Genomic DNA, 23420 nt, shown 5'->3' with positions numbered 1-23420 from the left:
CGACGGCGAGCCTAGTGGCGCGGCGGCGCGATCCCGGGGAACCGGGAGGGTTCGACCAGGTCACTCCGCCACTCCCGCAGCAGCGGCACCAGGCTGGGTCCCACCGGTCCCCGGGCCCGGTGCGCCGGTGCCCCCTCCCCCGCCTCCGCCGCCGTCAGCGGGCGGGCTCGGCGGGGGCTCCTCGCCGGGCTGGCCGGGCAGGGTGGTCGTCGGGGGCGTGGTGGTCGGCGCAGTGCTCGTGGTGGGTGCCGACGACGTGGGTGCGGTGGTCGTCGTGGGCGCCGCCGTCGTGGTCGGTGCGGTGCTCGGCTCCTCCGGCTCGGGCGCCGGCGCGGGCTGCTCGCCCGGCTCGTCGTCCTCGACCGTCCAGCCGTCCTCGGCGACGCGCAGCGTCACCTCGGTCTCCGGCGGCACTGTCTGCCCGGACGGCGTGATGGCGGCGACGGCACCCTCGTCGAGCTCGAGGCCGAGCCCGGCGAGGAGCGAGTCGGGCGCGCTCTCCTGCGTCACCGTCAGGCCCAGGGCCTCCAGCTCGTCGGCGACCTCGTCGGCGTCCCGGCCCACGTAGGCCGACGCCGGGGCCAGCGCGACGCCCTCGCCGGGCTGCGCGGACCCGGTCGGGGTGCCGGTCGGTGCGGCCGAGCGGTCGCCGTCGTCACCGAGGCCCCGGGTCAGCAGCAGCCCGCCGCCGACCACGAGCAGGAGGACGACGAGCGCGGCGACGGCCCACAGCCAGCGGCGGCGGCCGCCGGCGGGCGGGGGAGCGTCGTGCACCGGCCAGTCGTCGTCGTCGTCGACCGTGCCGTGCAGCGGTGGCATGGGCGGCACCGGGCCGGTCGTGGGGGGGAGCGCGCGGGTGCCGGTCAGCGCGCCGGTCTGGGCGGCGAGCACGGTGGTCCGACCTTCTGGGAACCCGGCGTCGACGACCTGGGTCGGCGCCGTCGGCGGGTTGAACGGGACGGGCGCCGGCGTGCCGCCGGCGGCGACCCGCCGGATCGCCTCGGCGAAGGCGCCGCCGTCGGGGAACCGGTCGGCCGGGTCCTTGGCCAGCGCGCGCTCCACGAGCAGCCGCACCGCCGGCGGCACCGAGGCGGGCAGCGGCGGCGGGGGCCGGTTGATGTGCGCGAGCGCGATCGCGACCTGCGAGGTGCCGTCGAACGGCCGGCCGCCGGTCAGGCACTCGTAGGCGACGACGCCCAGCGAGTACACGTCGGAGGCCGCGTTGACCTCCATGCCCTGCGCCTGCTCGGGGGAGAGGTACTGGGCGGTGCCCACGACCATGCCGGTGCGGGTGAGCGGGGTGGCGTCGCGGGCCTGGGCGATGCCGAAGTCGGTCAGCTTGACGACGCCGTCGGGCCGCACCATGAGGTTGCCCGGCTTGATGTCGCGGTGGACGACGCCGGCCCGGTGCGCGGCCGACAGCCCCTCGGCCGACTGCTCGAGCACGTGCAGCGTCCAGTCGACCGGCAGCTTGCCCTCGTCGTGCAGGATCTGCACCAGCGGCTGGCCCTCGACGAACTCCATGACGAGGAAGGCCAGCTTCTTGGTGCCGGTGTCGTCGACGGTCTCGCCGTAGTCGTAGACCGAGGCGATGTTCGGGTGCGACAGCGCCGCGGTGTGCCGCGCCTCGTTGCGGAAGCGGGCCAGGAAGCTCGGGTCGTCGGTGTACTCGCTCTTGAGCACCTTGGCCGCGACGGTGCGGTCGAGCACGCGGTCGCGGGCCTTCCACACCTCACCCATGCCGCCGACGGCGATCGGGGCGGTGATCTCGTAGCGGCCGGCGAGCAGGCTGCCGGTGGCCAGCGTCATCGACCCTCCTGCCCGTCGAGGTAGGCCTGGATCACCTGGCGGGCGATCGGCGCGGACGTGTCCCCGCCCGTGCCCCCACCGTTGCGCACGAACACGGCGACGGCGATCCGGGGCTCGTCGCCGGCGGTGAAACCGATGAACCAGTTGTGGTCGGGGCCCTGGTTCTCCGCCGTCCCGGTCTTCCCGGCGATCCGCACGCCGGGGATCCGGGCGCCGCGGCCCGAGCCGTTGTCGACGACGCTGAGCATCATCTCGGTGAGCTGGTCGGCGACCGCGCCCGAGACCGGCTCGGAGAGCTCCTCGGGGCCGGTCTCGTCGATGACGGTCAGGTCGGGGGCGAGCAGCTGGTCGACCAGGTAGGGCTTCATGAGCGTGCCGTCGTTGGCGACGGCGGCAGCGATCATCGCGGCCTGCATCGGGGTCATCTGCACGTCCTGCTGACCGATCGAGCTGATGCCCAGGGCGGCGTCGTTCTCGATGTCCCCGACGGTGCTCCCCTCGACGCGCAGCGGCACCTCGAAACGCTCGCCGGTCATGCCGAACGCCTCGGCCATCTCGCGGACGGCGTCCTCGCCGAGGTCGATGCCGAGCTGGGCGAAGGCGGTGTTGCAGGAGATGGTGAGCGCGTCGATGAGCGGCTGCTCGCCGCTCTCGCTGCAGGCCGAGCCGTTGTAGTTCTCCAGATCGGTGCTGGTGCCGGGCAGCCGCAGCGTCTGCGGCGCCGGGACGACGGTCTCCGGCGTGTAGCCCTGCTCCAGCGCCGCGGCCGACACGACCACCTTGAAGATCGATCCCGGGGCGTAGCGCCGGGCGATGGCCTGGTTGCCGCGCGGGTCGGGGTCCGCCGCCTCGAGCTGGGCGGCGGCGTCGCGGATCCCGGCCGGGTCGTGGCTGGACAGCAGGTTGGGGTCGAACGTGGGCGTGCTGGCCAGCCCTAGGATCGCGCCGGTCGCGGGGTCCAGCGCGACGACCGCCCCGACCTGGCCCTCGAGGCCGGCCATCGCGGCCTCCTGCACGGCCGGGTCCAGGGTCAGGACGACGTCGCCGCCCGAGGGGTCGCGGCCGGTGAACAGGTCGGAGAGGCGCCGCACGAACAGCCGGTCGTCGGTGCCGGCCAGCAGCGCGTTCTCGGCCCGCTCCATGCCGGTGGCGCCGTAGATGACCGAGTAGAAGCCGGTGACGGCGGCGTACAGCCCGCCCTGCGGGTACTGGCGCAGGTACTTGAGCCGGTCGTCGGTCGGCGTGGACATCGCGATCGGCTCGCCGTCCACGATGATCGCGCCGCGCTCCCGCGAGTACTCGTCGGCGAGCACCCGGGTGTTGCGGCCGTCCTCGCGCAGCTCCTCCGAGCGCACGACCTGGATGTAGTTGATGTTGACGATCAGCAGGGTGAACAGCACCAGCACGCTGATCGCCACCCGGCGCAGCGGGGCGTTCACGGCTGGACCACCTCGGTCGGGGCGTCGGTGAGCCGCTGGGGGGCCACGTGCGGTGCGGCCGGGCGGCGCGCGGTGTCGCTGATCCGCACCAGCAGCGCCACCAGGCCGAAGTTGGCCACCAGCGAGGAGCCGCCGTAGGCGAGGAACGGCGTCGTCAAGCCGGTGAGCGGCAGCAGGCCGGTGACCCCGCCGAGGACGACGAACAGCTGCCAGGCGACGGCGAAGGACAGGCCCGCGGCGAGCAGCTTGCCGAACGGGTCGCGGACGATCAGCGAGGTGCGCAGGCCGCGCTCGACCAGGATCAGGTAGACCATGATCACCGCGGCCAGGCCGAACAGCCCGAGCTCCTCGCCGATGGCCGAGGCGATGAAGTCGCTCTTCGCGATCGGCACCTCGTCGGGGCGCCCGCCGCCCAGCCCGGCGCCGAACAGCCCGCCGGTGCCCAGCCCGAACAGCGACTGCGCCACTTGGTATCCGGAGCCGTCGTAGTAGGCGAACGGGTCCAGCCAGGTGTCCACGCGGGCCTGCACGTGGCCGAAGGCCTTGTAGGCGATGGTGGCGCCGCCGGCGAACAGCACCAGGCCGATGACCAGCCAGCTGGCGCGCTCGGTGGCCACGTAGAGCATCACGACGAAGATGCCGAACAGCAGCAGCGAGCTGCCCAGGTCGCGCTCGAAGACCAGCACGAGGATCGACACGACCCACACGACGATGACCGGGCCGAGGTCGCGGCCGCGCGGCAGCTCCAGGCCCATCACCTTGCGGCTGGCCAGGGCCAGCACGTCGCGCTTGTCCACCAGGTAGGCGGCGAAGAAGACGACCAGGCAGATCTTGGCGAACTCACCGGGCTGGATGGAGAAGCCGGCCACCCGGATCCACAGCTTGGCGCCGTAGACCTCGGAGATCGACGACGGCAGCACGGCGGGGATGGCCAGGAGCACCAGGCCCAGCAGCATGAGGATGTAGGCGTAGCGGGCCAGCAGCCGCGGGTCGCGGACGCCGAGCAGCACGCCGACGAACAGCAGCATCCCGATCGTGGCCCACAGCAGCTGCACGGGGGCGTCCGCGCCGGCGTCGGCGTCGGCGATGTCCAGCCGGTGGATCATCACCAGGCCGAGCCCGGTGAGGACGGCGACGCAGGGCAGCAGCAGCGGGTCGGCGTAGGTCGCGAACCTGCGGACGACGAGGTGCGCGGCGGTCCACAGCGCGGTGAACCAGAGGCCGAAGGTGGCCAGCTCCGGGCGCAGCGAGCCGGTGACGGTCAGGTCGACGATGCACTGCGCGGCGAGGGTGATCGCGACGGCGAAGGCCAGCAGCAGGGCCTCGGTGCCGCGACGGGTCGGCACCGGTGTGCCGGGGGCGGCGGCCCGGGGATCGGTCGTCGGTCCGGCCATCACTTCGCCTCCCGGCAGTCCACCCCCGGCCGGGACGACGGCGTCGTCGCGGCCGACGTGCCGGCATCGGAGGTGCTCTCGGGCGCGGTGGGCTCGACGCCGGGCACCGCCGGCGCGGGCGTCTCGCCGGGCACGGGCGCGCCGTCGGTGGGCTGCGGCGCCTCGGGCTGCGGTGCCTCGGGCTGCGGTGCTCCGGTCGGGGCGGCCTCGGTCGACTCCGCGGCCTCCTCGTCCTCGGCGGTCCGGCAGGCCGGCAGCCGCTGGTCGCGGAGCGCGGCCACGATGCGGTCGGCGTCCGCGGCGTCGTCGGCGGTGATGCCGCCCTGCACGCGGTTGCGGGCGGCCGGGGTCAGGTCCGTGACCGGCAGGTCGGCGTCCCGGTCGACCCGGTAGAGGTCCAGGCCGAGCAGCGAGACGTCCAGGCCGCGGAACACCGCGACCTGCTCGGTCCCCTCCTGCTCGTCGACGCCGACGAACCAGTGCTGCAGCGCCCACACGTAGGTACCGATCGCCCCGGCGACCAGCACGGCCAGGAGGATCCCCGCCCCGAGGAGTAGTCGCAGCGGGCGGCGGCGGGCGGAGGGGCCACCGCCCGTCGGCGGTGCGGGTGGGGGCGAGGGCGGCGGTGCGGGATCGGCCAGCGCGGCCCGGCCGGCGGCCGACGTCGGGTCGACCTGGCGCTGCCCGATGTAGTCACCGGCGGCGCCGTCGACGACCGGCTCCATGAGCACGCCGCGGCCGTCGTCGTCGACGACGTCGGCGACGATCACGGTGATGTTGTCCGGCCCGCCGCTGCGCAGCGCCAGCTCGATCAGCCGGTCGGCCGTGGTCTGCGGGTCGGGGTCGGTCAGCGCCTGCGCGAGGGTCTCCTCGCTGACGACGCCGGAGAGGCCGTCGGAGCACAGCAGGTAGCGGTCACCGGCGCGCGCCTCGCGCATGGAGAGGTCGGGCTCGACCTCCTGGCCGTTGAGCGCGCGCAGCAGCAGCGAGCGCTGCGGGTGGCTGTTGGCCTCCTCGGCGGTGATCCGGCCGTCGTCGATCAGCGTCTGGACGAACGTGTCGTCGTGCGTGATCTGCGAGAACTCGCCGTCCGCGCAGCAGGTAGGCGCGCGAGTCGCCCACGTGGCACAGCGCCAGCCGCCCGCCGGCGAACAGGATCGCCGTCAGCGTCGTCCCCATGCCCTCGAGCTGCGGGGAGTCGCGGATGACCTCGCGGAGGTGCTCGCTGCCGTCGAAGACGCCCTGGCGCAGCGCCTGCAGCATGTCGCCGGACGGGGTGTCGTCGTCGAGGTGCTGCAGGGCGGCGATGACCACCTTGCTGGCGACGTCGCCGGCCGCGTGCCCGCCCATGCCGTCGGCGACGGCGAGCAGCCGGGGGCCGGCGTAGACCGAGTCCTGGTTGTTGCCGCGGATCAGCCCGCGGTCGGAACGCGCCGCGTAGCGCAGGACGAGACTCATGAGCGCAGCTCCAGCGCCGTCTGGCCGATGCGGATCGGCTGGCCGGGGCTGATCAGCAGCGGGCCCTGGACCCGCTGCTGGTCGAGATAGGTGCCGTTGGTGGAGCCGAGGTCCTCGACATACCACTGGCCACCGCGGTTGGTCAGGCGGGCGTGCCGGGAGCTGGCGAAGTCGTCGGTGAGGACGAGCGTGGAGTCGTCCGCGCGGCCGATCAGGATGGGCTGCTCCCCGAGGGTGATCTTGGTGCCGGTCAGCGGGCCGGCGGTGACGACCAGCGTGCGCGGGCCCTTGCCGCCGCGCTTCCTGGCGGGGGCGGCGGCCCGGGGCGGCACGGAGGCCACCCGGCCGACGCGGCCGCCGAACAGGTCGGCGCGGACGACGCGGAACGCGGCGAAGATGAACAGCCACAGCAGCAGCAGGAAGCCGAACCGGAACGCCTGCACCACGATCTCGGCCATCAGCCGGTCACCTCGCTCGCCATCGGCGAGTCCGTGCCCGGTACCGCGGTGCTCATGCGTGACCTCGGCGACCTCGTCACGCGCCGTCCCGGCGGTACACCAGCACCGAGTGGCCGATCCGGATGACGTCACCGTCGGACAGCGGCTGGCGGGTGACCCGGCGGCCGTTGACGAGGGTGCCGTTGGTGGAGCCGAGGTCCTCGACGGTGGCGACGTCGCCGTCCAGCACGACGTCGACGTGCTTGCGGCTGACGCCGGTGTCGGGGAGGCGGATGTCGGCCTCGGTGCCGCGGCCGATGACGTTGCGCCCGGTGGACAGCTCGTGCCGGGTGCCGGGCCCGTCGACGACGAGCGCGTGCGTGACGAGCCCGCGACCCGGGCGGCCGGCGGGCGGCGCGCCGCGGCCGGTGTCGCCGACGTGGCCGCGCAGCGGCGGCAGCGGGGGCAGCGGCGGGAGCGGGGGGTGGCCGGGCGCGGGCGGGGCGGGCGACAGGCTCCCGCGGGCGTCGTGCGCAGCGGGGTCGGCGACCTCGGAGGAGACCTCGAAGACGCCGGTCGGCAGGTCGCTGTCCAGCTCGAGGTGCACCCGCACGGCGTCGAAGATCGAGTAGCCCTCGTCGTCGATGTGCTCGGAGACCATGTCGGCGAGCTCGCCGGCCAGCTGGTCGGACCACTGCGCGAGGTGGTCGTAGTCGGTGTCGCCGAGGCGGACGACGTAGACGTTCGGGGCGAGGACGCGGCCCTCGGCGAGGACGGAGCGCTGCTCGTCGGCCTCGCGCTGCAGGGCCTTGGCGATCTCGGCCGGGTGCACCTTGCCCTTGAACAGGCGGGCGAACGCCAGGCCGACCATGCCTTCGAGCCGCCGCTCGAAGCGCTGCAGCACACCCACAGTCGCTCCCTCGCGGTCGGCCGGACATTCCTGTGCTCGCCGTGATCGTAGCCGGGCGGCGCACCCCGGACCGGCCAACGCGCGTCGCCGACACGTTTGTGGTGGCTGCCTGGGAACGACGGCCCCCCTGCCGAGGTTGCGCCCGGAGGGGCTGCTAATGTCTGCGCTCGCCAGGGCAAGTGGCGGAATGGCAGACGCGCACGGTTCAGGTCCGTGTGTCCGAAAGGACGTGGGGGTTCAACTCCCCCCTTGCCCACCAGCACGGAGGCCGGTCCCGAGAGGGGCCGGCCTTCGTCGTTCCCGGGGGGCCCCGCCGGCGACGGTGTGCGCTGCTCGGCAGTTCCCGGGCCCGGAACTGCCGCCTCGTGCACACCGTCGGGCGGTCAGGCCTCCGCGCGGCGGCGGGCGGCCAGGTCGGCGAACCAGGTGACCGCGGCCGGGTCGTCGACGGCGCCGAGGTTGCAGGCCTTCTCCACCGGCACGCCCTGGACGATCCGCTTGATCGGCACCTCGAGCTTCTTGCCGGTCGTGGTGTGCGGGATCGCCGGCACCTCGATCACCTCGTCGGGCACGTGCCGCGGCGAGGCCTGGGTGCGGACGGCGGAGCGGATCCGGTCGACCAGCTCGTCGTCCAGGACGGCGCCCTCGGCCAGCCGGACGAACAGCGGCAGCCAGTAGCCGCCGTCGGGCTGCTCGACGCCGAGCACCAGCGCCTCGGCGACCTCGGGCAGCGCCTCCACGGCCTGGTAGATGTCGGAGCTGCCCATGCGGACCCCGTGCCGGTTCAGCGTGGAGTCCGACCGGCCGTGGATGAGGCAGGTGCCGCGGCTGGTGACGGTCAGCCAGTCGCCGTGCCGCCACACGCCGGGATAGGTGTCGAAGTAGGCGTCGTGGTAGCGCTGCCCGTCGTCGTCACCCCAGATCTTCAGCGGCATCGAGGGCATCGGGGAGAGGATCACCAGCTCGCCCACCTCGTCGACCAGGGGCCGGCCCTCGTCGTCCCACGACTCGACGTGGCAGCCCAGCGCCCGCCCGGACATCTCGCCCAGGTGGACCGGCAGCCACGGCGAGCCACCCACCAGCGTCGCGGCGAAGTCGGTGCCGCCGCTGAACACCCGCAGCACGAAGTCCGGGCCCAGCTCGTCGTAGACCCAGCGGAACGAGGCCGCCGGCAGCGGCGAGCCGGTGACGCCGAGGCTGCGCAGCGCGGAGAGGTCGTGGTCGCGCCCCGGGTGCAGCCCGGCCTTCTCGCAGGCCTGGAGGTAGCCGGGGCTCACGCCCAGGCTGGTCAGCCGGTGCTCCTCGGCCAGCTGCCACAGCCGGTCGACCGACGGGTACATCGGATTGCCGTCGTAGAGCACCGCCGTGCTGCCGGTCAGCAGCCCGCTGACCATGCTGTTCCACATGATCCAGGTCGTGGAGGTGTAGGACATGCCGCGGTCGCCGGGCTGCGGGTCGTTCTGCAGCCCGCTCTGCGCCAGCGCCATGAGCAGGATCCCGCCGTGCCCGTGCACCAGGCCCTTGGGCAGCCCGGTCGTGCCCGAGGAGTAGACGACCCACAGCGGGTGGTCGAAGGGCAGCTGGGCCGGCGCGGCCTCACCGGGCTCGGTGAGCAGGTCCGCCCAGCGCGAGCCGTCGCCGTCCTCCCGCGTGCCGAGCACGGGCACGTGCACCACCTCGCGCAGCGAGGGCATCGCGGCGGCCAGGCCGTCCACCAGCTCGCGGCGGTCGTGCTCCCGCCCGCCGAAGCGGTAGCCGTCGACGGCGATCAGCAGCGCCGGCTCCAGCTGGGCGAAGCGGTCGATCGCGCTCTGCAGCCCGATCTCCGGCCCGCACGCCGACCAGATGGCGCCCACGCTGGCGGCGGCGAGGAAGGCGACGACGGCCTGCGGGATGTTGGGCAGGTAGCCGACGACGCGGTCGCCCGGGCCGATGCCGCGGCTGCGCAGCGCGGTGGCCACCGCCCCGACCTGCTCGATCAGCTCGGCCCACGTGGTCTCCGCGACCGTGCCGTCCTCGGCGACCGCCACCAGCGCGGTCTCCCCGCCGCGGCCCTCGCCGCGCCGCAGCACGTGCTCGGCGTAGTTGAGCCGGGCGCCGGGGAACCAGACGGCGCCGGGCATCGACCGGTCGGCGAGCACCGCGTCGTAGGTGGTCCCGGGCGCCACGTCGAAGAAGTCCCAGACGGCGGCCCAGTACTCCTCGAGGTTCTCCACCGACCAGCGCCACAGCGCGTCGTAGTCCTCGAACCGGACGCCGTGCTCGGCCTCGAGCCGGCGGGCGAACGCGGTCAGCCGCGAGGCCTCCTGCCGTTCCGGCGTCGGTGCCCACAGCACCTCGCCGGTGCGCTCCTGGACGGTGGGGCCATCTTCCACGCGGGTGCCTCCCGGGGTGGGGATCGGATCGGGCCGCCCCACGCTAGCGGCGGCCGGGACCCGGCTGTGACGCCGGGCACGATCCGCTCAGCGCCGCCGCCGCTCCCGCCCGTCGTCGCCCCACCCGCCGAGGGACTGCACGAGCAGCACCGCGCCCCACGGGCCGGCCACCCAGATCGGCCAGAAATAGAGGAACGAGCCGCTGGCCAGTGAGGTGATCGCCCAGATGGCCACCACGAGCGCCGTCGTGCTCGCCCACGAGCGCCAGGAGTGCGGATCGCCGGCCCAGCCGTGCACGGCGCCCCGGTCGGGCGACGGCGACGCGCTCGCGCCCGACCGGGGCGCCGGGACGGCGCCGGGCAGGTCGGTGGTCAGCTCGGCGAGCTCGCCGTAGGTCCGCGCGGCGTAGGCCCGGGCCAGCCGGTCCTCGTACTCGGCGACGGTGAGCCGGCCCGCGGCCATGTGCTCGCCCAGGGTGGCGGCGACGGCGGCGCGGTCGGCATCGGCGGCGCGCAGGTGCGGTTCGGGCATCGAGCACTCCCTGGGGCGGTGGCCTCCAGTATCGGCGCACCGTGCGGCGGCGTCGTCCACCTGCCGGTGGGTTCCACGTGGAACGACCGGCTCACCCGGCCGGCGGGACGACGGCGTTCGTGAGGTGCCGGCCGATGACCATCCGCTGGATCTGGTTGGTGCCCTCGAAGATCTGCATGACCTTCGCCTCGCGCATGTAGCGCTCGGCCGGGTGGTCGCGGGTGTAGCCGGCGCCGCCGAGCACCTGGACGGCGTCGGTGGTCACCTTCATGGCCGCGTCGGTGGCGATGAGCTTGGCGATGCTCGCCTGCCGGGAGTACGGCTTGCCGGCGTCCTTGCGCCGCGCCGCGGCCAGGTAGGTGGCCCGTGCGGACTCCACGGCGGCCGCCATGTCGGCCAGCAGGAACTGCACGCCCTGGTGCTGGGCGATCGGGCGGCCGAACGCCTCGCGCTCCACGGCGTACCGGACGGCGACGTCGAGGGCGGACTGGGCCAGCCCGACGGCGACGGCGCTGATGCCCAGGCGCCCGGAGTCCAGCGCCGCGAGGGCGATGCCCATGCCGCGGCCGCGCTCGCCGACGAGCCGGTCGGCGGGCACCGGGACGTCGTCCAGCCGGATCGCGGCGGTGGTGGAGCCGGTCAGCCCCATCTTCTGCTCGGGCGGCGCGGCGCCGAAGCCGGGCAGGTCGGGGGTCAGGTGGAAGCAGGAGATGCTCTGCCCTCGCCCGCCTCCCTCCCGCGATCCGCCGTCGTCCGGCGTGTGCAGGAACGTCGAGTAGAAGTCCGCCTGCCCGCCGTGGGTGACCCACGCCTTCTCGCCGGACGCCGTCCAGCCCTCGCCGGCCACCCGGGCGCTGGCCCGCAGCGCCGAGGCGTCCGAGCCGGCGTGCGCCTCGGAGAGGCAGTAGGCGCCGAGCAGCTGCCCGCCCACCATGTCCGGCAGCAGCTCGCGACGCTGGGCCTCGGTGCCGAAGCGGTCGATCGGGAAGCAGGACAGCGTGTGCACGCTGACGCCCAGCGCCACGCTGGCCCAGCGGGCGGCGAGCTCCTCGACGACCTGCAGGTAGACCTCGTAGGGCTGGCCCCCGCCGCCGACGTCCTCACCGAAGGGCAGCCCCATCAGGCCGGCCTCGCCCAGCAGGCGGAACACCGCGCGGGGGAACACCTCCTCGCGCTCGTGCGCCGCGGCGTGCGGCGCGAGCTCGGCGTCGGCGATCTCGCGGGTGAGGGCGATCAGGTCCTCGGCCTCGGGGGTGGGCAGGTCGCGCTCGACGGGCACGGTTCTCCTCCTGGACGGCGTGCCCGGACGGTACCTGCGGACGCGCGGCCGGGCGCTGGCCAGGATGGGCGGGTGCGCATCGAGGAGCGGCCCTGGGACGACGCCGTGGTGCAGCGGCTGGCCGGTGACCAGCAGACCGAGATCCGGGCCCGCTACGGCGGCAAGCTCGAGCCGGGGTCACCGCCGTCGTCGGCCGACGTCGCCGTCGTCCTGCTGGCCTCCGACGACGACGGGACGCCGGTGGGCTGCGGCGCGCTGCGCCCGCTCGGCGACGGCGCGGCCGAGGTCAAGCGGATGTACGTGGTGCCGACGGCGCGCGGCCGTGGCGTGGGCCGGGCGGTGCTGACCGGGCTCGAGGACGCCGCCCGGGCGCACGGCTGGGCGACGCTGCGGCTGGAGACCGGCCCGCGGCAGCCCGAGGCGGTCGCGCTCTACAGCGGCGCCGGCTACCGGCCGATCGGGGCGTTCGGGGTGTACGTCGACGACCCGGACGCCGAGCACTCGCTGTTCTTCGAGCGCACCCTGCCCTGACCGAGCCCTGCGCACTCGGGGCATTCAGGCGCCCGAAAGCCCCGAGTGTGCAGATCTCGCGGAGGTCAGGGGAGGAGGACCTCGACCGTGGCCGGGCCGCGCAGGATGCGGTTCGGCTTGTAGGTGAGCTCGCCCAGGCGGGCGCCGTCCATCCGGCGGGCCAGCGCCTGCAGCGCGACCCGGCCCTCCAGCCGGGCCAGCGGCGCGCCCAGGCAGTAGTGGGCGCCGATGCTGAACGCCAGGTGCGGGCTGGTGCGGGTCGGGTCCATGCGCAGCGGGTCGGGGTGCTGACGCGGGTCCCGGCCCGCGGCGGCGATGAGCAGCACCACCCGGCCGCCGGCGCGGACCACGCCTCCGGGCACCTCGAGGTCCTCGAGCACGGTGCGGCCGGTCATCTGCACCGGCGGGTCCAGCCGCAGCACCTCCTCGACGAAGCCCGCGGCGGTCTTCTCGTCGGCGGCCACCTGCGCGCGCAGCTCGTCGTCCCGGAGCAGCGCGAGGGTGCCGTTGGCGATCAGGTTGACGGTCGTCTCGTGCCCGGCGACCAGCAGCAGCTGGGCGGTGTTGAGCAGCTCGTCGGTGGTCAGCCGGTCGCCCTCGTGCTCGATCTGCACCAGCGCGCTGAGCAGGTCGTCCCGCGGATCGGCCCGCCGCTCGGCGCACAGGGCGGTGAAGTACGCGCGGAACTCGTCCCCGGCGTGCCGCCGCTCCCGGGCGTCGTCGGGGTGCTCGGTCATCGGCCCGTCGTCCAGGCTCTTGGCCAGCACGTCCGACCAGCCGGCGAACCGCACGTGGTCGGCCTCGGGGACGCCGAGCATCCGGCTGATCACGGTGACCGGCAGCGGGTAGGCGATCGCCCCGACGACCTCGAACCGGTCGTCCGCGACCGCGGCGTCGAGCAGGTCCTCGGCGAGCTTCTCGACCATCGGGGTCAGCTCGGCGACGGTCCGCGGGGTGAACGCCTTGCTGACCAGCCGCCGCAGCCGGGTGTGGTCCGGCGGGTCGAGGAAGAGGAAGCTGCGCTGCCGGTCCAGGCGGGCGAGCTCCTCGGGCGGCAGGGTGGCGGCGACCTCCTGCCACTGGCGGCTGTTCTTCCGGTCGACGCTGACCACGGGCGAGCGCAGGACGGCGTCGCAGTGGGCGTGCTGGGTGAGCAGCGCCATGGAGCCGTCGGGAGCCACCAGCGGGCCGCCGTCGAGCAGCTGCTGCCAGAGCGGGTACGGGTCCGCGACGTCGATGCCGCGGACCAGGTTCTCCAGATCCGTCACCGGAACATCAGCCCCTCGAAGTCGCCGGAGGAGCGCCAGCCCTCCAGGTAGGTGAAGTAGGCGGCCGCCCCGGCGGGGTAGCCGACGTTGAGCTTGGCGCGCAGGCCGGCGTCCCGGCCCTCGTTGTTGTAGTAGCCCGGCGTGCAGTCGGGCGAGCCGATCACGCCCCGCCCGGGGTGCGTGAGCAGCAGCTCGACCCACGCCTGCTCGGCCTCGGCGGTCACCTCGACCTCGCGCGCGCCGGTGTCCAGGGCGTGCCGCACGATCGCCGCGATGGTGCGCCCGGACTCGGTCAGGTTGTGCGGGACGTTGCTGATCAGGTTGGCGCCCTGGGTGGGCTGGACGACGAACAGGTTCGGGAACCCGTGCACGTGGGTGCCGTGCAGCGTGCGCATGCCGTCGGCCCAGCGCTCGGACAGCCGGGCGCCGTCCCGCCCGGTGACGTCGTAACCCGCCCGCTGCGTGTAGTCGGTGCCCACCTCGAAGCCCGAGGCGTAGATGATGCAGTCGACCTCGTACTCGCGGCCGTTCGCGACCACGCCGTCCTCGGTGATCCGCTCGACGCCCTTGCCGTCGGTGTGCACGAGGTGGGTGCCCGGGCGGTTGTAGGCGTCGAGGTACTCGTCGTGGAAGCAGGGCCGCTTGCACAGCTGCCGGTACCAGGCCTTGAGCCCCTCGGCGGTCTCCGGATCGGCGACGACGGCGTCGACGCGGGCGCGGATCTCCTCCATCTTCTCGACGTCCGCGTCCTCCATGGCCGCCTGCATGCCGGCCAGGGTCTGCTCCTCGGGCGGCAGCGAGAGCACGCGCTCGCGCATGCGCCGGGCCAGGTCGGTCCAGCCGTCCATCACCAGGTCCTCGCCGTCGCCGGCGCCGGTCTGGGTGGCGGTGAAGTTCTCCAGCCAGCGCCGCTGCCAGCCCGGTGTGGCGATGGAGGCGAACCACTCGGGGTCGATCGGCCCGTTGCCGCGCACGTCGACCGACGACGGCGTGCGCTGGAAGACGTAGAGCTCGGCGCAGGCGCCGGCCAGGTGCGGCACCGCCTGCACGGCGGTCGCGCCGGTGCCGATGAGCGCGACCCGCTTGTCGGCCAGGCGGTCCAGCGGCGCACCGGAGGCGTCGCCGCCGGTGTAGGCGTAGTCCCACCGGCTGGTGTGGAAGCTGTGGCCACCGAACGTGGTGATGCCCGGGATGCCGGGGAGCTTCGGCACGTGCAGCGGGCCGGTGCCCATGGCGAGGAACTGCGCGGTGAAGGCGTCACCGCGGTCGGTGCGCACGATCCAGCGGGCGGCCGCGGCGTCCCACTCGAGGTCGGTGACCTCGGTGTGGAACAGCGCGTCGTCGTACAGGCCGTAGTGCTTCCCGATGCGCTGGCAGTGCTCGAGGATCTCCGGCGCGTGCGCGTACTTCTCGGTCGGCACGTGGCCGGTCTCCTCGAGCAGCGGCATGTAGATCAGCGACGCGGTGTCGCACTGGGCGCCGGGGTAGCGGTTCCAGTACCAGGTGCCGCCGAAGTCCCCGCCCTTCTCGACGATCCGCACCGGGACGCCGGCCTCGGCCAGCCGCGCGCCGGTGACCAGCCCGGCGAAGCCGCCGCCGATGAAGGCGACGGTCACGTGGTCGGTCTTCGGCGCGCGCTCCGTCCGCGGGGTGTACGGGTCGGTGAGGTACCCGGCGAGCTCGCCGGTGAGCCGCAGGTACTGGTCGTTGCCGTCGGCCCGCAGCCGCTTGTCGCGCTCCTCGAGGTACTTGCGGCGGACCGCCTCCTTGTCGATCGGCGTTCCGTCCGGGCGCACCGGCCCTCGGGTCGACGTCGTCATCCAGGCGTTCCCTCCGCGAACGGGCCCCGCGGCCCGGGCGACCGGCGCGGCCCTGCTGTGCGCCGCACCACACTCGCCCGAACACTCTCACGGCGCGGAGTTGCCGTCACCAACCACCACGACCGACGCCCTCTCGGCACCGGTTCTGTGGTGAGGTGACCGCATGCCCGACATCTGGCCCGCGTCCGAGCCGCGCGAGGTGGAGCTGACGGCGGGGGACGCCACCCTCGCGATCGATCTCCGGGGCGGCACGCTGCGCCGGCTGGCCGTGGGCGGCTGGGAGGTGTTCGACGGCTATCCGGCCGGCGGCACGCTCCCGGGCCGCCGCGGCGGGGTCCTGCTGCCGTGGCCGAACCGGATCCGCGACGGTCGCTGGACGTGGGAGGGTGAGGAGCTGCAGCTCGAGGTCGCCTCGCCGGAGACGCCGAACGCCCAGCACGGCCTGGTCACCTGGCAGCCGTGGGACGTGCTGGCGAGCACGGCGGACACCGCCACGGTCGGGACGACGGTGCTGCCGCGCCCCGGCTACCCGTTCCGGCTGGCCGCCGCGGTGGACGTCGCGCTGACCGCGGACCGGCTCGCGGTGACCCTGCGGGTGCGCAACGACGGCGACCGCCGCGCCCCCTTCGGCGCCGGCTTCCACCCCTACTTCTCCGTGGGCGCCACCGAGGACGGCGGCATCGCCGACGCCGAGGTCGAGCTGCCGGGCCGCACCGAGCTGGTCGTCGACGGCGGCCTGCCGACGGGGGAGCGCCGCGCGTTCGACGGCGCGGTCGGCCGGATCGGCGAGCGCGCGTTCGACACCCCGCTCACCGACCTGGACCGGGACGCCGACGGCTGGGCGCGCACCCGCCTGCGCGGCGCCGAGGGGGAGCTGGAGCTCGCCGTCGACGAGGCGTGGCCGTGGCTGCTGGTCTACAGCGGCGACACGCTGCCGGACGGTCAGCGGCGGCGCAGCCTGGCGCTGGAGCCGATGAGCTCGCCCGGCGAACGCGCTGGCCGACGGCGTGGACGTCGTCGTCCTCGAGCCGGGGGAGACCTGGGCCGGCACGTGGACGGTGGCCTGGACCCCGGCGGGCTGAGGTGCGCGTCCTCGAGCTCTGGCGCTACCCGGTCAAGTCGCTGCAGGGCGAGCTGCTCGGCGAGACGCACGTGGGCCCGCTGGGCATCCCGCGGGACCGCGGCTGGGCGCTGTTCGACCGCGACACCGGCCTCGGGCTGACCGCGCGCCGGGTGCCCGAGCTGCTGTTCGGCGCGGCCCGCGTCACCGCTGACGGCGGGGTGGAGGTCGTGCTGCCCGACGGCACGGTCACCGCCGACGAGCGGGTGCTGTCGGACTGGCTGGGCCGAAGGGTCGAGCTGCGCGCGGCGACCGAGAACGACGGCGCCGCGCCCACCTACGAGGACCCGGGCGACGAGACCCCGGACGGCCCGGTCGAGTGGGCGCAGTGGCAGGGCGCCACCGGCCCGTTCCACGACAGCCCGCGGATCCGCCTCTCCCTGGTCTCGACCGGCACCCTGGGCGGCTGGGACCGGCGGCGGTTCCGGGCCAACGTGCTGCTCGACGGCGCGGGGGAGGACGACCTGCGCGGGGAGGAGCTCTCCCTCGGCGAGCTGGGCCTGCGCATCGGCGCCCCCATCGCCCGCTGCGTGATGACCACCCGCCCGCAGCCCGGCGGGCTGGAGCGGGACACCTCGGTGCTCAAGACGATCCACCGCGAGCGGGACGGGATGCTGGCCGTCCGCGCGGCGATCACGCAGCCGGGCCGGGTCCGGGTCGGCGACGTCCTGGGGCCGGCGGCAGACTGACCGGCATGCGGACCGTCGACCTGCGACCCGGTGAGGACACCATCCGGCTCGGGCAGCTGCTCAAGCTCGTCGACGCCGTCCCGACCGGCGCGCAGGTCAAGGACGTGCTCGCCACGACCGACATCCGGGTCAACGGCGAGGCCGAGGACCGGCGCGGCCGGCAGCTGCGCGCGGGCGACGTCGTCTCCATCGAGGGCTTCGGGGACGTCCGCGTCCGCTGACCGGTTCCACGTGGAACCTCCCGCGGTCGCGGCCGCTCTGCCAGGCTGAGCGCATGGTCCGCGCCCCGCTCCGCGTCCCCCGCTGGCCGGCCGCGGCACCGGAGTGCCCGGACTTCGCGGCGATCCGGGCCGAGTTCGAGGTGCCCGAGGAGTTCCCCGCGGCGGTCCTGGCCGAGGCCGGGCGGCGGGCGGCACAGCCCCGGCTGCCCGAGCTGGACGCGACCGACGTCCCGCTGGTCACCCTCGACCCGGTCGGCAGCCGCGACCTCGACCAGGCCGTCCACCTGGCGGCGCGCGGCGACGGCTACCGGGTCAGCTACGCGATCGCCGACGTCGGCGCGGTGGTCGACCTCGGTGGCGCCCTGGACGGCGAGGCCCGCCGCCGCGGCCAGACGCTGTACAGCCCCGACCGCCGGACGCCGCTGCACCCGCCGGTGCTGAGCGAGGGCGCGGCCAGCCTGCTGCCCGGTGAGCTCCGCGCGGCCGCGCTGTGGACGATGGACCTGGACGCCGACGGCGAGCCGGTGCGGGTGGACCTGCGCCGCGCCCGCGTCCGCAGCCGGGCGCAGCTGGACTACCCGGCCGTGCAGGCGCAGGCCGACGCCGGCACCCTGCCCGAGCCGCTGGCCCTGCTGCCGGCCGTCGGCGCGCTGCTGCAGCGGCGGGCCGTCGAGCGCGGCGCGATCGAGCTCGGCACCCCCGACCAGGAGGTCGAGGCGGCGGCGGGCGGCGGCTGGACGCTGGCGCTGCGCGGCGAGCTGCCGGTCGAGGGCTGGAACGCCGAGATCTCGCTGCTCACCGGCCGCTGCGCCGCGACGCTAATGCTCGAGGGCGGCGTCGGGCTGCTGCGGACCCTCCCACCGGCGCAGCCGGCGGACGTCGAGCGGCTCCGGCGGCTCGCGCCGGCGCTCGGCGTCGACTGGCCGGCGGGTGCGCTGCCCGGGGAGGTCATCGGCGGCCTGGACGCCGCGCGCCCCGGGCACGCGGCGTTCCTGGAGGAGGCGGTCACCCTGCTGCGGGGCGCGGCCTACACGGCGTTCGACGGCGGCGCAGCGCCCGATCAGCCCGGCCACGGCGGTGTCGGCGCCCCCTACGCGCACGTCACCGCACCGCTGCGCCGGCTGGTCGACCGGTTCGGCACGGAGGTCTGCCTCGCGCTGGCGGCCGGGCTCCCGCCGTCGGACGAGCTGCGCGCGGCGCTGCCCGAGCTCCCCGCGCTCATGGCTGCCTCGGACCGGCGGACCCGCGACGTCGAGCGCGCGGTCATCGACGCCACCGAGGCGTGGCTGCTGCGCGGCCGGGAGGGCGCGACCTTCACCGCCGTCGTCGTCGACGCCGAGGACGGCCGGGGCACGGTGGTCCTCGACGACCTGGCGATCCGCGGCCGCTGCACCGGGGAGGGCCTGCGGCCCGGCACTCGGATCCGCGTCCGGCTGGAGCAGGCCGACGTCACCGGGCGCACCGTCCGGTTCACCGCGGTGGGCGCGCCGTGACCCGCACCCCGTACCTCGCCGACCGCCTCCAGGGCTTCGGGACGACGGTCTTCGCCGAGATGAGCGCGCTCGCCGTGGCCACCGGCTCGATCAACCTGGGCCAGGGCTTCCCCGACTACCCCGGCCCGCCGGAGGTGCTCGAGGTCGCCCGGGCCGCCATCGGCACCGCCGCCGACCAGTACCCGCCGGGCCCCGGCACCCCGGAGCTGCGGACGGCGATCAGCGAGCACCGGCAGCGGTTCACCGGCACGGCCTACGACCCGGACACCGAGGTGCTGGTCACCGTGGGCGCCACCGAGGCGCTGGCCGCGGCCATGCTGGCGCTGGTCGAGCCCGGCGACGAGGTGGTGCTGCTGGAGCCGGTCTACGACAGCTACTCGGCGTCGATCGCGATGGCCGGCGGCGTGCTGCGCCCGGTGCCGCTCACCGCGCCCGCCGCCGGTGGCGGGCACTGGGCGTTCGACCCCGCCGACGTGCGGGCGGCGATCACCCCGCGCACCCGCCTGCTGCTGCTCAACACCCCGCACAACCCCACCGGCACGGTGCTGACCGGCGAGGAGTCGGCGTTCCTCGCCGAACTGGCGGTCGAGCACGACCTGCTGGTGCTCACTGACGAGGTCTACGAGCACCTGGTGTTCGACGGTGCCCGGCACATCTCGCCGGCCACCCTGCCGGGCATGCGCGAGCGCACGCTCGTGGTGAGCAGCGCGGGGAAGACGTTCAACGTGACCGGCTGGAAGGTGGGCTGGATCTGCGGGCCCGCGCCGCTGGTCACCGCCGTCCGCACCGCGAAGCAGTTCCTCACCTACGTCAACGCCGGGCCGTTCCAGCCGGCGGTGGCGGCCGGGCTGCGGCTGCCCGACGCGTACTTCGCGGGCGCGGCCCGCGACCTGCAGTACCGCCGGGACGTGCTGGTGGCCGGGCTGCGCGCGGCCGGCCTGCCGGTGATCAGCCCGGAGGCGACCTACTTCGCGACGGTCGACGTCCGCGGCGTGCAGCCCGACGGCGACGGCCTGGCGTTCTGCCGGGCGCTGCCCGCCCGCGCCGGGGTCGTGGCCGTGCCGTCCGGGGTGTTCTACACCGCGGAGCACGCGCACCTGGGCCGGCACCTGGTCCGGTTCGCGTTCTGCAAGGCCGATGCCGTGCTCGGCGAGGCGGTCGAGCGGCTCGCCGCGATGGGGAGGCCGGCATGAGGGGCATAAATGGCCATTTCTGCCCCGGGGGAGGGTGGGCGTGAGGATCGCGGCGGTGCAGCACGACATCGTCTGGGAGGACCGGGCGGCGAACGTCGCCCGGCTGACGCCGCAGGTCGCCCGCGCGGCGGCGGCCGGCGCCGAGCTGGTGGTGCTGTCGGAGACCTTCTCGACCGGCTTCTCCATGACCCCGGGCATCGGTGAGCCCGAGGGTGGCCCGTCGGCCACGTTCCTGGCCGAGCAGGCGGCTGCCCACGGCATCTGGGTCGGCGGCAGCTGCCCGGAGATCGCCGAGGACCACCCGCTCCCCTACAACTCCTTCGTGCTGGCCGGCCCGGACGGCACGGTGCACCGGTACCGCAAGCTGCACCCGTTCACCCACGGCGGCGAGCACGAGCGCTTCCGCGCCGGCGAGGGCCCGCTGACCGTGACCATCGGCGGCCTGCGCATCACCCCCTTCGTCTGCTACGACCTGCGCTTCGCCGACGTGTTCTGGCGCGCGGCGCCGGAGACCGACGTCTACCTGGTCACCGCCAACTGGCCGGCGGCCCGGCGGCTGCACTGGACGGCGCTGCTCCAGGCCCGCGCCATCGAGAACCAGGCCTACGTCGTCGGCTGCAACCGGGTCGGCACTGCCGGGGACGGCACCGAGCATGCCGGCGACAGCCGCATCATCGGACCGACCGGTGAGCTGCTGGCGACGGCGGCCGGCGTCGAAACCCTCGTGCTCGCCGACGTCGACGCCGCCGAGGTCGCCGCCACCCGCGAGCGGTTCAGGTTCCTGCCGGACCGGCGGGAACAGGACGGCGGGTCCGGCGCGCTGCCCGCGTCGTGAGCACCCCCGCCGACGGCGCCAGCCGGTCCCGCAGCGTCCACCTCGGCGGCCAGCTGTCCGGCTCCGTGCGGCGGCTGATCTCCTCCGGTCTGGCCGGCGCGGCCCTGCTCGTCCTCGCCACGGTCCTCGCGCTGCTCTGGGCGAACTCGCCGTGGGGCGGCTCCTACGACCGGCTGTGGGACACCGAGTTCGCCGTCCGGCTCGGGGACGCCGGCATCACCCAGGACCTGCGGCACTGGGTGAACGACGGCCTGATGGTGTTCTTCTTCTTCCTCATCGGCATGGAGGTCCGCCGCGAGCTGTCGATGGGCGAGCTGGCCCAGCGCAGCCGGCTCACCGTGCCCGCGCTGGCCGCCGTCGGCGGGCTCGCCGTCCCGGCGCTGATCTTCTACGCGTTCAACGCCGGGGGCCCGGGCGCGCACGGCTGGGGTCATCCCGATCGCGACGGACACCGCGTTCGTGCTGGGCGCGCTGGCCGTCTTCGGCCGGCACTTCCCCATCCAATTGCGTGTCTTCCTGCTCTCGCTGTCCGTCGTCGACGACATCGGCGCGCTGTCGGTGATCGCGGTCTTCTACACCGACGACCTGGACCTCGGTGCCCTCGCCGTGGCCGGGCTGTGCGTGCTGGTGTTCATCGGGCTGTCCAAGCTGCAGGTCTGGCGCGGGCCGGCCTACTTCGCCGTCGGCGTCGTCATGTGGGTGGCGATGCACGAGTCCGGCGTGCACGCGACCATCGGCGGCGTCGTCCTCGGCCTGCTGGTCAGCGCCTACCCGCCGCGTCGGGACGAGGTGGAGCAGGCCGGCGTCCTCACCCGCGCCTTCCGGCAGTCGCCCGACCCGGGCATCGCGCGGCAGGCGAAGCTGTCGGTCGAGCGCGCCGTCTCGCCCAACGAGCGGATCGGCGCGGTCCTCGTCCCGTGGACCACCTACCTCGTCGTCCCGGTGTTCGCGCTGGCCAACGCCGGGGTGCGGGTGGACGCCGAGCTGCTGGAGCGGGCGGTGACCTCGCCGGTCACGCTCGGCGTCTTCACCGGCCTCGTCGTCGGCAAGCTGCTGGGTGTGGGGCTGGCGGCCACGCTGGCCGTGAAGCTGAAGCTCGGCCCGCTGCCCCGCGGCGTCACCCTCGGCGCGGTGTGGGGCGGCGCCGCGCTCACCGGCCTCGGGTTCACCGTCTCGCTGTTCGTCACCGACCTGGCCTTCGACGACGAGGCGATGCGCGAGGAGGCGACCATCGGCATCCTCGCCGCCGCGGTGGTCTCCACCCTCCTGGGCGCTCTGGTCTTCCGGCTGCTGGGCCGCCGGACCTCCCCGGACGGACCGGCGCGGCCGACGCTGCTCGACCCCGCCGTCGACCACGTCCGCGGCCCGGTCGACGCGCCGCTCGTCCTCGTCGAGTACGGCGACGTGGAGTGCCCGTTCTGCGGCCGGGCCACGGGTGTGGTCGGCGAGCTGCGGCAGCGCTTCGCCGACGAGCTGCAGTACGTGTTCCGCCACCTCCCGCTGGTCGACGTGCACCCGCACGCCGAGCTCGCCGCCGAGGCGGCCGAGGCCGCCGGCGCCCAGGGCGCGTTCTGGGCGATGCACGACCGGCTGTACGCCCACCAGGACCGGCTGGAGGCGGCCGACCTGCTCGAGCACGCCGCCGCGCTCGGCCTGGACCTGGAGCGCTTCACCCGCGAGCTGGGCGAGGCGACGCACGCCGCGCGCATCCGCGACGACGTCGCCAGCGCCGAGGCCAGCGGCGTCCGCGGCACCCCGACGTTCTTCGTCAACGGCGTCCGGCACGACGGGCCGACCACCACCGACGCGCTGGCCGCCGCCCTGCTCGAGACCGATCCGCGCGGCGCTCCGGCCGAGCGCCGGCCCCTCCCGCCGGCGCCGGCCGGCCCGCCGCCGTGGTCGCCGCCGGTACGGATGGACGCCGTCGCCGAGGTGGCCCGGCTGGACGGTGCCGCGGAGACCCCGGACGTCGACGGCTCCTCGCCGCGGCTGACCGACCGGCAGCTGGCGGTGCTGCGCCGCTACGGGCGGCGCCGGCCCACGGCGACCGGGGACGTGCTGGTGCGCGGCGGCAGCGCCGAGTGGGACTTCGTCGTCGTCCTGTCGGGGACGGTCGCCGTCGTCGAGGACGCCGACGGCGCCGACGAGGGGCCGCGCGTGGTCTCGGTCGTCGGCCCGCACCGCTTCCTCGGCGGGCTCAACATGCTCGCCGGGCAGCCCGCCGTCCGCTCGGTCGTCGGCGCGGCGCCCGGTGAGGTGCTGACCCTGACGGTGGACCGGCTGCGCGCCGCGATGGCCGGCGACCGGGAGCTCTCCCAGCTGATCACCCGCGCCCTGCTCATCCGGCGGGCCATGCTCATCGGCCGGGCTACCGGCATGCGGGTGCTCGGCGACCGCCGCTGGCCGGCCAGCGACCGGCTCCGCGACGTCCTGGCCGACCACGGCATCGGGCACACCTGGCTGGACCCGGCGGAGGACGCCGCGGCCCGGGCGATGCTCGACGAGCTCGAGCCGCCGGACGGCGTCCCGGTCGTGCTCGCCCCCGACGGCCGGGTGCTCGTCGACCCGAGCGGCGACGAGCTGCTGCGGGTGGCGGGCGGCCGGCCCCCCGGCTGAGG

General features: G+C 75.1%; 20 protein-coding genes, 1 tRNA gene and 1 pseudogene. 10 read left to right on the top strand and 12 right to left on the bottom strand.

All coding sequences use genetic code 11. The features are described 5' to 3' along the window. Window positions 1–60: 60 nt before the first annotated feature. The 7 genes from JKP75_RS19030 to JKP75_RS19005 form a co-directional block, all read right to left on the bottom strand. Window positions 61–1809, bottom strand: a complete 1749-nt coding sequence (locus JKP75_RS19030; RefSeq protein ID WP_200493407.1) for a serine/threonine-protein kinase — start codon at window positions 1807–1809, stop codon at window positions 61–63. Next, window positions 1806–3248 (bottom strand): penicillin-binding protein 2, encoded by a 1443-nt coding sequence (locus JKP75_RS19025; RefSeq protein WP_200489775.1) that lies wholly within the window; start codon window positions 3246–3248, stop codon window positions 1806–1808. Before JKP75_RS19025 ends, JKP75_RS19030 begins: the two co-directional genes overlap by 4 nt. Then, on the bottom strand, window positions 3245–4642 hold the full coding sequence (locus tag JKP75_RS19020; protein WP_200489774.1) for an FtsW/RodA/SpoVE family cell cycle protein: 1398 nt from the start codon (window positions 4640–4642) through the stop codon (window positions 3245–3247). Before JKP75_RS19020 ends, JKP75_RS19025 begins: the two co-directional genes overlap by 4 nt. Beyond that, on the bottom strand, window positions 4642–5580 hold the full coding sequence (locus JKP75_RS22135) for a PP2C family serine/threonine-protein phosphatase (protein WP_242473645.1): 939 nt from the start codon (window positions 5578–5580) through the stop codon (window positions 4642–4644). The genes JKP75_RS19020 and JKP75_RS22135 overlap by 1 nt, the downstream gene beginning before the upstream one ends. Then, window positions 5558–6100 carry a PP2C family serine/threonine-protein phosphatase gene (locus tag JKP75_RS22130; RefSeq protein WP_242473644.1) on the bottom strand — a complete coding sequence of 181 codons (543 nt, stop codon included), beginning with the start codon at window positions 6098–6100 and terminating at the stop codon, window positions 5558–5560. Before JKP75_RS22130 ends, JKP75_RS22135 begins: the two co-directional genes overlap by 23 nt. Then, a complete protein-coding gene (locus tag JKP75_RS19010; protein ID WP_200489772.1) occupies window positions 6097–6558 on the bottom strand; it encodes an FHA domain-containing protein in 462 nt (153 codons plus the stop codon). Before JKP75_RS19010 ends, JKP75_RS22130 begins: the two co-directional genes overlap by 4 nt. 76 nt (window positions 6559–6634) lie before the next feature. Next, the gene (locus tag JKP75_RS19005) at window positions 6635–7447 is read right to left on the bottom strand and encodes an FhaA domain-containing protein (protein ID WP_200493406.1); all 813 of its coding nucleotides are present in this window, start codon (window positions 7445–7447) and stop codon (window positions 6635–6637) included. Between the two features lie 173 nt (window positions 7448–7620). Here JKP75_RS19005 and JKP75_RS19000 point away from each other — a divergent pair. Then, window positions 7621–7706: transfer RNA gene (locus tag JKP75_RS19000), tRNA-Leu, on the top strand. Between the two features lie 124 nt (window positions 7707–7830). On the opposite strand, the gene JKP75_RS18995 is transcribed toward JKP75_RS19000, so the two are convergent. The 3 genes from JKP75_RS18995 to JKP75_RS18985 all read right to left on the bottom strand — a co-directional run bounded on the left by JKP75_RS18995 (window position 7831) and on the right by JKP75_RS18985 (window position 11632). Further along, a complete protein-coding gene (locus JKP75_RS18995; RefSeq protein WP_200489771.1) occupies window positions 7831–9822 on the bottom strand; it encodes an acetoacetate--CoA ligase in 1992 nt (663 codons plus the stop codon). A gap of 87 nt (window positions 9823–9909) precedes the next feature. Beyond that, window positions 9910–10353 (bottom strand): DUF1707 domain-containing protein, encoded by a 444-nt coding sequence (locus JKP75_RS18990; protein WP_200489770.1) that lies wholly within the window; start codon window positions 10351–10353, stop codon window positions 9910–9912. 91 nt (window positions 10354–10444) lie between these two features. Then, window positions 10445–11632 carry an acyl-CoA dehydrogenase family protein gene (locus JKP75_RS18985; protein WP_200489769.1) on the bottom strand — a complete coding sequence of 396 codons (1188 nt, stop codon included), beginning with the start codon at window positions 11630–11632 and terminating at the stop codon, window positions 10445–10447. A gap of 72 nt (window positions 11633–11704) precedes the next feature. Here JKP75_RS18985 and JKP75_RS18980 point away from each other — a divergent pair, with 72 nt between their 5' ends. Then, on the top strand, window positions 11705–12163 hold the full coding sequence (locus tag JKP75_RS18980) for a GNAT family N-acetyltransferase (protein ID WP_200489768.1): 459 nt from the start codon (window positions 11705–11707) through the stop codon (window positions 12161–12163). A gap of 65 nt (window positions 12164–12228) precedes the next feature. Here the strand turns inward: JKP75_RS18980 and JKP75_RS18975 are convergent, their stop codons facing one another. Next, on the bottom strand, window positions 12229–13431 hold the full coding sequence (locus tag JKP75_RS18975; RefSeq protein WP_200489767.1) for a cytochrome P450: 1203 nt from the start codon (window positions 13429–13431) through the stop codon (window positions 12229–12231). Continuing rightward, on the bottom strand, window positions 13428–15251 hold the full coding sequence (locus tag JKP75_RS18970) for an NAD(P)/FAD-dependent oxidoreductase (RefSeq protein ID WP_200489766.1): 1824 nt from the start codon (window positions 15249–15251) through the stop codon (window positions 13428–13430). Before JKP75_RS18970 ends, JKP75_RS18975 begins: the two co-directional genes overlap by 4 nt. Before the next feature lie 163 nt (window positions 15252–15414). On the opposite strand from JKP75_RS18970, the gene JKP75_RS18965 reads away from it, so the two are divergent. The 8 genes and pseudogenes from JKP75_RS18965 (at window position 15415) to JKP75_RS24200 (ending at window position 23418) form a co-directional block, all read left to right on the top strand. Further along, window positions 15415–16473, top strand: coding sequence for an aldose epimerase (locus JKP75_RS18965; protein WP_242473643.1), 1059 nt, complete (start codon window positions 15415–15417; stop codon window positions 16471–16473). Next, entirely contained in the window at window positions 16374–17060 is a 687-nt protein-coding gene (locus JKP75_RS18960) for an MOSC domain-containing protein (RefSeq protein ID WP_207147560.1), read from the top strand. Before JKP75_RS18965 ends, JKP75_RS18960 begins: the two co-directional genes overlap by 100 nt. 5 nt (window positions 17061–17065) lie before the next feature. Continuing rightward, window positions 17066–17281 (top strand): RNA-binding S4 domain-containing protein, encoded by a 216-nt coding sequence (locus JKP75_RS18955; protein WP_200489763.1) that lies wholly within the window; start codon window positions 17066–17068, stop codon window positions 17279–17281. 53 nt (window positions 17282–17334) lie between these two features. Next, on the top strand, window positions 17335–18774 hold the full coding sequence (locus JKP75_RS18950) for an RNB domain-containing ribonuclease (RefSeq protein WP_200489762.1): 1440 nt from the start codon (window positions 17335–17337) through the stop codon (window positions 18772–18774). Continuing rightward, entirely contained in the window at window positions 18771–19967 is a 1197-nt protein-coding gene (locus JKP75_RS18945) for a pyridoxal phosphate-dependent aminotransferase (RefSeq protein ID WP_200489761.1), read from the top strand. Before JKP75_RS18950 ends, JKP75_RS18945 begins: the two co-directional genes overlap by 4 nt. 55 nt (window positions 19968–20022) lie before the next feature. Beyond that, window positions 20023–20802, top strand: coding sequence for a nitrilase-related carbon-nitrogen hydrolase (locus tag JKP75_RS18940; RefSeq protein ID WP_309230038.1), 780 nt, complete (start codon window positions 20023–20025; stop codon window positions 20800–20802). After that, window positions 20799–21227 (top strand): annotated as a pseudogene (locus JKP75_RS24810) (Na+/H+ antiporter NhaA); the annotation flags it as partial. The gene JKP75_RS18940 and the pseudogene JKP75_RS24810, both read left to right, overlap by 4 nt. Before the next feature lie 7 nt (window positions 21228–21234). Continuing rightward, window positions 21235–23418 (top strand): Na+/H+ antiporter NhaA, encoded by a 2184-nt coding sequence (locus JKP75_RS24200; RefSeq protein WP_309230067.1) that lies wholly within the window; start codon window positions 21235–21237, stop codon window positions 23416–23418. Window positions 23419–23420: the final 2 nt, after the last annotated feature.

Origin of the sequence: Blastococcus sp. TML/M2B (genome assembly GCF_016612865.1) — a bacterium.
In the GTDB taxonomy this organism is placed as follows: domain Bacteria; phylum Actinomycetota; class Actinomycetes; order Mycobacteriales; family Geodermatophilaceae; genus Blastococcus.
The sequence above is the reverse complement of the archived record's forward strand: the minus strand, read 5'-3'. Positions and strand labels throughout refer to the sequence as shown.